Origin of the sequence: Flavobacterium sp., from assembly GCF_040379285.1 — a bacterium.
Lineage (GTDB): Bacteria > Bacteroidota > Bacteroidia > Flavobacteriales > Flavobacteriaceae > Flavobacterium.
In genome coordinates this window covers 1-8,013 of the sequence record NZ_JBEILJ010000076.1, presented here as the reverse complement: position 1 = coordinate 8,013, position 8,013 = coordinate 1, and the positions used below count along the sequence as shown (strand labels likewise).

The following is an 8,013-nucleotide window of genomic DNA, read 5'->3' as shown; positions in this document are numbered from 1 at the left end:
GAGGTGTTTTTTGCCATAGCGTTTCTTTTTACCAAATATACCAAAAATTGGTATGTTATCTATGAACAAATTACCTTTTGATAAGCATTAAATGTTTTACCCATAAAAAAACCTGCTCTATTGAACAGGTTTTCCTTTTTATTCCAAGGCCAAAGTAATTTGACCGTCATCATCCAATTCGGTGGGAATATCCGGGTTCTCGCCTTCTTCTCCTTCCGTTGCTGCCATTACTTCCGGTTCTTCTTCGGGTTCCTCATACGGCAACGGATCTAATAAATTGATTTGTTTCAATTTATCAGCCGTCAATTGGTTTCCGAGCGCTTTGATTCCTTTTACGGCAATGAATTGCTCCAAATCGACCACCTGATTTTCTTTTTGCACGCCTTTCACTTTAGCATAAATCACCTCAGCCACAGGACGCCAATCGGTAGAAACTATTTCCAATTGGGATTTCTCGTGTTCTGAAATAAAGATTTCCTCTTTATTTTCATTCTCCACCAAGAAACGCTTGACAAAATAGCGTTCTTTTTCACCATCGTAATAAATACAAGAAATCGGTTTCTTCGGATTCCATTTTTCCAATACGATCATGTCTTCGTCAAAGTGGGTCGTCAACTCAGGGATAATCGTTTTCAGTTTTCCACTTTGGTTGATGATTAACAACCGATCGTTGGGTTTGAATTCGCCCAAAAGTTCGCCCCGACCATCCACATTCAAGCGTTGAACCGTATCGTCAAACCATACTTTACGCGGACGCAGGGTCGAAATCCCTTTCTCCTTCAATTCAATTTTCTTGATCGGGTATTTGCTCACGGTGTTTCCGCGGGAGGCGCGACCCTTAATCATGATTTCGGCAAAGTCGACGTCCCATTTCAATTTTTTCACACTACCTACTTGGCGCAACAATATGGTTACGGTTTCGGCTTCTCCATTCGGATTCGCAGAGAAATACAAAACCATACTGCCCGCTTTTTCTTGGGTTAAGTCATAAAACTTATCGCGGGTGACGCCACTTACGTTAAATCGTTTGATAAACGAAGCGCCATTCTTCCCGTCGCGGTAAATCATATTGTAAATGGTGCGTTTGTCGTTTTTGTCAAAAACCGCCACATGGATAATGTCTTTCCCGATGAACTTTTTATCGTCCACTTTGGTAATCATCATTTTCCCATCGCGCAAAAAGACAATCACATCATCAATATCCGAGCAATCGGCCACATATTCATCGCGTTTCAAACTCGTACCAATAAAGCCTTCTTCACGGTTGACGTACAATTTGGTATTGCGCAACACCACTTTGGTTGCTTCAATGGTATCGAAATTGCGAATTTCCGTTTGACGTTCCCGCCCTTTGCCGTATTTATCCTTGATGTTTTGAAAAAACGCAATCGCATAGTCGGTCAAATGCTCCAAGTCGTGTTTCACTTGTTCCATTTCGGCCTCCAATTTGGCAATCGCGTCATCCGCTTTATCCGAGTCAAATCGCGTAATACGAATCATCGGAATCTGCGTCAACTTGTGCAAATCATCGTCGTGGATATCGCGCACTAAATCCTTTTTAAACGGCTCAAAACGTTTATATAAGTACTGGTATAAGTTTTCACGATCGGAGTACAATTTGAAATCGATGTACATTTCTTCCCGAATGAAAATCTTCTCCAAGGTGGACAAATGCCACTTGTTTTCGAGTTCGTCCAACTGGATTTCCAACTCGCGTTTGAGCAAGTTTTTGGTGCGTTCGGTCGAAATGCGCAACATTTCCGAAACGCCCATAAACACTGGATTGTTATCGACAATCACACAGCCCAATGGCGCAATGGACGTTTCACAAGCCGTGAACGCATACAAGGCATCAATGGTTTTATCGGGAGACACGCCGGGCGGTAGATGAATCAGAATCTCTACTTCAGCAGCCGTATTGTCTTCAATTTTTTTGACTTTGATTTTCCCTTTTTCATTCGCTTTCAAAATACTATCAATCAAGGTCGATGTATTGGTTGAAAACGGAATTTGGGTAATCACCAACGTTTGTTTGTCCAATTGCGAAATTTTGGCACGAACGCGTACACGACCGCCGCGCATCCCATCATTATAATTGGACATATCCGCAATTCCCGCCGTGGGGAAATCGGGGTATAAGGTAAACGACTTTCCTTTCAACACCTTGATGGAGGCATCGATGAGTTCGTTGAAATTATGCGGTAAAATCTTGGTCGACAAACCCACGGCAATTCCCTCTGCTCCCTGTGCAAGCAATAACGGGAACTTTACTGGTAAATGAATCGGTTCATTTTTACGACCGTCATAACTGAGTTGCCAGTTGGTTACCTTGGGAGAATACAAAATATCCTGCCCCAATTTGGAGATACGTGCTTCGATATAACGGGAAGCCGCAGCCCCGTCACCAGTGAGGATATTCCCCCAGTTTCCTTGCATATCGATGAGCAAGTCTTTTTGACCAATTTGTACGATGGCATCACCAATACTCGCATCTCCGTGTGGATGGTACTGCATGGTATGCCCAACGATATTCGCCACTTTGTTGTAGCGACCGTCGTCCAACTCTTTCATGGAGTGCATAATACGACGTTGCACGGGTTTGAATCCGTCCTCGATCGCAGGCACCGCGCGTTCCAGGATTACATACGACGCATAATCCAAGAACCAATCCTTGTACATACCGGTTACTTTGGTAATGGTATCCTCTGGATTTTCATCGTTTTCGTAAAAATGACTACCGGAGGCGGGACGAATTACGTCGTCAAAGCCTTCTTCGGTGTGCTCTTGCGGTGTATCGTTACCTGAATCGTCTTGCGATCTGTCTTCATTAGGAACGATATCCTCTTCTTCGTCTTTCATATATAGCTGCTAAGTCGCTAAGTCGCTAAGTCACTGAGCTTGAACCTGCGTCCAATACTTTAATCACTACTACGACTTCGTGCTTCTAATTATATTTACTTTCATTTAACAACCGCTCGCTCAGCTACTCAGAAACTTAGTAGCTCAGTAACTTAATTCTCCAACACATCTAATTCCACCTTCAAATTATTGATAATGAAATCTTGACGGTCGGGGGTGTTTTTGCCCATATAAAACTCCAACAACGTTTCAATCGACGTGGCTTTATCTAGCATCACGGGATCGAGTCGGATATCTTCGCCAATGAAATACTTGAACTCATCGGGCGAAATTTCACCTAATCCCTTGAATCGGGTGATTTCGGGTTTGGGTTTTAACTTTTCAATGGCCGCGACACGTTCCTCGTCGCTGTAGCAATAGATGGTTTCTTTTTTGTTGCGAACTCGAAATAAAGGCGTTTGCAAAATAAACAAATGCCCTTCTTTGATTAATTCGGGGAAAAACTGCAAGAAAAACGTAATCAATAACAAACGAATGTGCATCCCGTCGACGTCGGCATCGGTGGCAATTACGATGTTGTTGTAGCGCAAGCTGTCGTAATCTTCTTCAATATCCAAAGCGGCTTGGAGCAAGTTGAACTCCTCATTTTCATACACAATCTTTTTGGACATACCATAGGAATTCAACGGCTTCCCGCGCAAACTAAAAACAGCTTGGGTATTCACATCGCGACTTTTGGTGATCGACCCCGAAGCGGAGTCCCCCTCGGTAATGAACAACGTACTTTCGAGGCAGCGTTCGTTTTTGGTATCGGTAAGGTGAATGCGACAGTCGCGGAGTTTTTTATTGTGCAAACTCGCTTTTTTCGCGCGATCACGGGCCAATTTACGAATGCCCGAGAGCTCTTTCCGTTCGCGTTCCGCTTGCAATATCTTTTTCAACAAGGCTTCGGCCGCTTCTGGATTTTTATGCAAATAATTGTCCAGTTTGGTGGAGACAAAATCGTTGATAAAGGTTCGAATCGAGGGGCCGTTGGGTCCGATATCGGTTGAACCTAATTTGGTTTTGGTTTGGGATTCAAAAACGGGTTCTTCCACTTTCACCGAGACGGCGGCCACGATCGACTTACGAATGTCAGATGCTTCGAAGTTTTTATTGTAAAAATCCCGTATGGTTTTCACCACCGATTCGCGGAAAGCGTTCAAGTGCGTTCCTCCTTGGGTCGTATTCTGTCCATTTACAAAGGAGTGGTATTCCTCGGAATATTGGGTTTTACTATGTGTAAGGGCCAATTCGATGTCGTCACCTACCAAGTGAATAATCGGATAGACCGAATCCTCTTCCGTGATGGTTTCTTGCAATAAATCTTTTAAACCATAATCGGAGTAGTATTTTTCACCATTGAAATAAATGGTCAAACCGGTATTTAGGTAGCAATAGTTTTTCAACATCCGCACCACATACTCGTTGCGGTATTTGTAGTTTTTGAAAATGGTATCGTCAGCGATGAACGAGACTTTGGTTCCGCGGCGTTTGGTCGATTCTTGAATATCTTCCTCGACGGTGAGATTCCCTGCTGAGAATTCCGCCGCTTTTTGTTGGTTATCCCGTACGGATTCCACACGGAAAAAGTTAGACAACGCATTCACCGCTTTGGTTCCGACGCCATTCAAACCCACTGATTTTTTAAAGGCTTTGGAGTCGTATTTTCCACCCGTATTCATTTTGGACACGACATCGACCACTTTCCCGAGCGGAATACCACGACCGTAATCGCGAACGGTTACTAATTTGTCTTTGATGGTGACTTCGATGGTTTTTCCGGAACCCATGACAAATTCGTCGATACAGTTGTCGATGACTTCTTTGAGTAAAATATAAATACCATCGTCGGGTGAAGAACCGTCCCCTAATTTTCCGATGTACATACCCGGACGCATCCGAATATGCTCCTTCCAATCGAGTGAGCGTATGTTATCTTCATTATATTGCACCTGTTCAGCCATATTCAAAATTGTAACGAATTTCAGCTAATGTAAGGCTTCCGAAGCGGTTTTGGAAGGCAAAAAAAGGAAAGTTATCAATAATTTTTTTGACAGCGTTGCACTTCAAAAAACATACCATTGAGAAACAAATTAACAATATTTTTTACTAAATTTTTTCAACTTCAAATTCAGCTCTTTTGGATTGAAAGGCTTGATAATATATTCATTAATTCCAACTTGAAGGGCCCGTTCAAGGTACCCGAAAGAAGCCGAAGCAGTCAAAGCAATAATTGGCGTTTCTGAATCCGTCTCCCGTATAATTCGTGTAGCTTCATAGCCATCCATAACAGGCATAGACAAATCCATCAATACAACATCATAATTGCCTTTTTTATGCATTTGAACACCTATTAATCCATTTTCAGCTACATCCACTAGCACTCCCCAATGGCTCATAATTTTTTCTGCAATTTTCACATTAATCTTGTTGTCTTCGACCAATAAAATCTGCAAGCCATTCAGCATTACTTCTGTTTGTAAATCATCATGTAAATCGAAACTACTTACCTGATTATCAATAGGCAAACTAATCGTAAAATAAAAATTAGTTCCAACACCTAGTTCACTTTCAAAAGCGATATCTGAGTCAAACAAATGCAACAATCGTTTCGTGATGACAAGACCAAGTCCTGTTCCTCCAAATTGTCTAGAAGTGTGTGTTTCTGCTTGGGAAAATTTTTCAAAAATAGAAGTAAACTCTTTTTTATCAATACCAATTCCTGTATCTTTAACTTCTACCTTAAACGTTGAAATTCCGCTAGCAACCTCCAATTGATTCACTCGAATGGTAATGGTTCCTTGTTGTGTAAATTTGATGGCATTAGAGACCAAGTTGGTAATAATTTGATTCATCCGTAGCGGATCGCTCACTACATTGGATACAAAATTTTCGTCTATTTCTAGTAGAATTTTATTTAGATTTTCGTTCGCGCGGGCTTGCAATGCACGAGCAATTTGTTGAATTAAACTTTTGAAATCGAAGGGGATTTTTTCCAAATCGATTTTCCCTGCTTCAATTTTATTGAAATCCAAAATATCATTAATGAGTAAGAACAGGTTTTGAGCTGAGAGTTTGAGTACTTCAATATTTTCGCGATACCCTTGAAGTGTATCTTCTTTTTCCATGATGTATACAAGTCCGATAATCGCGTTGAGGGGTGTTCGAATTTCATGACTCATTATGGATAAAAACTCCGACTTAGCCTCATTTGCTTTTTCAGCCTCTATTTTGGCTTGATTTAATTGCTCCTGGTAAATCCTTTTCTGATCTATTTCACGATTTAGAATTTGTATCAGTTGCGATAAACTAGTTTCACCTTCCAAAGGTTTAGAATCATCATTCAATTGTTGTATTAAGGCTACCAATTGCGATTCAAACAATTGTTTTTTTTGCAATTCAATTTGGAGCTTTTTGGTCACTTCAAAGTGTTCTCTATCGTTTAAAAGGGTAGATTGTTCAAACAATTCTGCGTCCTTTTCATAATTATAATAGGTTTGATTAATCACTTCAATAAACGCCTTTAATTGAGGGGTGTGTTGAAAATCATTTGTGGCCAAATACTTTTCGATTTGTCGATTCAAATGGCGATGTAAATTATTTGTATTCATAGTAATTAGGCTTCAAAAAGGGCTGCAATTGTCATGGTTTGGTTGTGTAATTCACATCCTAAACCATTTTTATCTGGAGAAATTTCACCATACGAATAAAATCCAAACAACACCGTATCATCACCAAATGTTTGCTTGATAAATTCTAACTCTTCATCTACGCGTTCCGCTAAAACGACTCGACGTCCAACACAACTCACCAAAAAAGCAATTTGTGGACGATACGGAAGTTTAGTTCGAATATGCAATGCCGCATTGGCCGCCGCATCGATCAATTTATCTATATTGCCGCGCATGAATCGCACTCGAGAACCCAATGGAATATTTCCTGCAAACGTCATGGATTTTTCATGTTCATCAATGGCCAATATCGTTCGAACGACTGGTTCAGAATCGGGATTCTCTTTCATTGACAACGGAAAATAAAGGGCTGAACCAGGAAGTTCATCTGCGTATTTACCCAAGTAGTCCTTATACAATTCAAGAGCGTTTCGATCCCCAATACGATACAATACATTTTTGTTTGAATGGGTAACTTCACGTTCTGGTCCAAAATCGGCCCATCCCCCTTCACTAGCAAATCCGAACTTCAACCCTTCACCATAAAACCCAACCGCCACTATTTTCCCGGGTTGCGCATCAGCATTGAGTCCCACAATGGTTTTTTCAAAACTAAACTCATCTCCTGCTAATCCACCAAAAAAAGGAATCTTCCCATTTGTTTGCTTTGTTAGCTCTTGAGTTAATTCTGAACCATTGACATAAGTTCCTTCAGAAAGCAATAAAATAGCCTGTAAATCAGGCGTAACCAATTCTTCTTGTACTTTTTTACCCAATTTTCGAATAGAATCAGCTTTTAACACATCATACTCTAACGATTTTAATTGCGTTTTTTCAAAAAGAATTGCTGTAACAACTATATCATTTTCGATAATCACTTGATTTGAAATTTGCCCCGAGGAAGAACATAGGATAATCAATGCTTGGGGAAATTTATTTTTAAGAGTAGCGTAAGGTTGAGCCGCTTCCAACAAAGTACGTTGCCCAAATGCAAGTACTAATTGTGCTCGATCGGGAGAAAAATCTTGCGATTCTTGCACTATACTGGTATTTAAATCTTTATTAAGTAGGAATTGTTGAGTTTTCATTGAGACTTTGTAGTTTTTTTCTCAATAAATTTATAAAAAAAAGTAATATGACGCATAAATTACTTTGGATATTATAGTTAGATAACCCGTTGGGTGAAATTATTTTAAGTAAAATAAATTGAAAAAATATTGGTAAAGATACTGAAATTCAGCATCTTGAAGTAGCCAAATAACCAACATTTATGACAAATATAGTTAAAAATTATTTTAGAATTTTGGAAGTTTTAAGTTCTTGTCGCAAATCATATCTAACTTGCGAATTAATTGTGAATTATAATTTAAATCATGCTTAGGTAGATTAAATTGTATTATATAGCAGTAGTTGCATTGATTTCTACAGCATAATTTATGTC

Annotated in this window: 4 protein-coding genes; all 4 read right to left on the bottom strand. The window is 40.1% G+C overall.

Annotation, left to right across the window (positions count from 1 at the left end; translation table 11 throughout):
• Positions 1 to 138: 138 nt before the first annotated feature.
• Complete coding sequence (locus ABWO12_RS11620) at positions 139 to 2,859, bottom strand: DNA gyrase/topoisomerase IV subunit A (RefSeq protein ID WP_353089125.1); 2,721 nt, start codon at positions 2,857 to 2,859, stop codon at positions 139 to 141.
• A 152-nt stretch (positions 2,860 to 3,011) separates the two neighbouring features.
• Positions 3,012 to 4,865, bottom strand: coding sequence for a DNA topoisomerase IV subunit B (locus tag ABWO12_RS11615; RefSeq protein ID WP_353089124.1), 1,854 nt, complete (start codon positions 4,863 to 4,865; stop codon positions 3,012 to 3,014).
• A 129-nt stretch (positions 4,866 to 4,994) separates the two neighbouring features.
• Positions 4,995 to 6,512, bottom strand: coding sequence for a response regulator (locus ABWO12_RS11610; RefSeq protein ID WP_353089122.1), 1,518 nt, complete (start codon positions 6,510 to 6,512; stop codon positions 4,995 to 4,997).
• Between the two features lie 5 nt (positions 6,513 to 6,517).
• Positions 6,518 to 7,660, bottom strand: coding sequence for an FIST signal transduction protein (locus tag ABWO12_RS11605; protein WP_353089120.1), 1,143 nt, complete (start codon positions 7,658 to 7,660; stop codon positions 6,518 to 6,520).
• Between the last annotated feature and the right edge of the window lie 353 nt (positions 7,661 to 8,013).

Bases quoted from the DNA above. Each gene is read 5' to 3' on its own strand.
- ABWO12_RS11620 (WP_353089125.1), bottom strand. From the start codon at position 2,859: ATGAAAGACGAAGAAGAGGATATCGTTCCTAATGAAGACAGATCGCAA.
- ABWO12_RS11615 (WP_353089124.1), bottom strand. From the start codon at position 4,865: ATGGCTGAACAGGTGCAATATAATGAAGATAACATACGCTCACTCGAT.
- ABWO12_RS11610 (WP_353089122.1), bottom strand. From the start codon at position 6,512: ATGAATACAAATAATTTACATCGCCATTTGAATCGACAAATCGAAAAG.
- ABWO12_RS11605 (WP_353089120.1), bottom strand. From the start codon at position 7,660: ATGAAAACTCAACAATTCCTACTTAATAAAGATTTAAATACCAGTATA.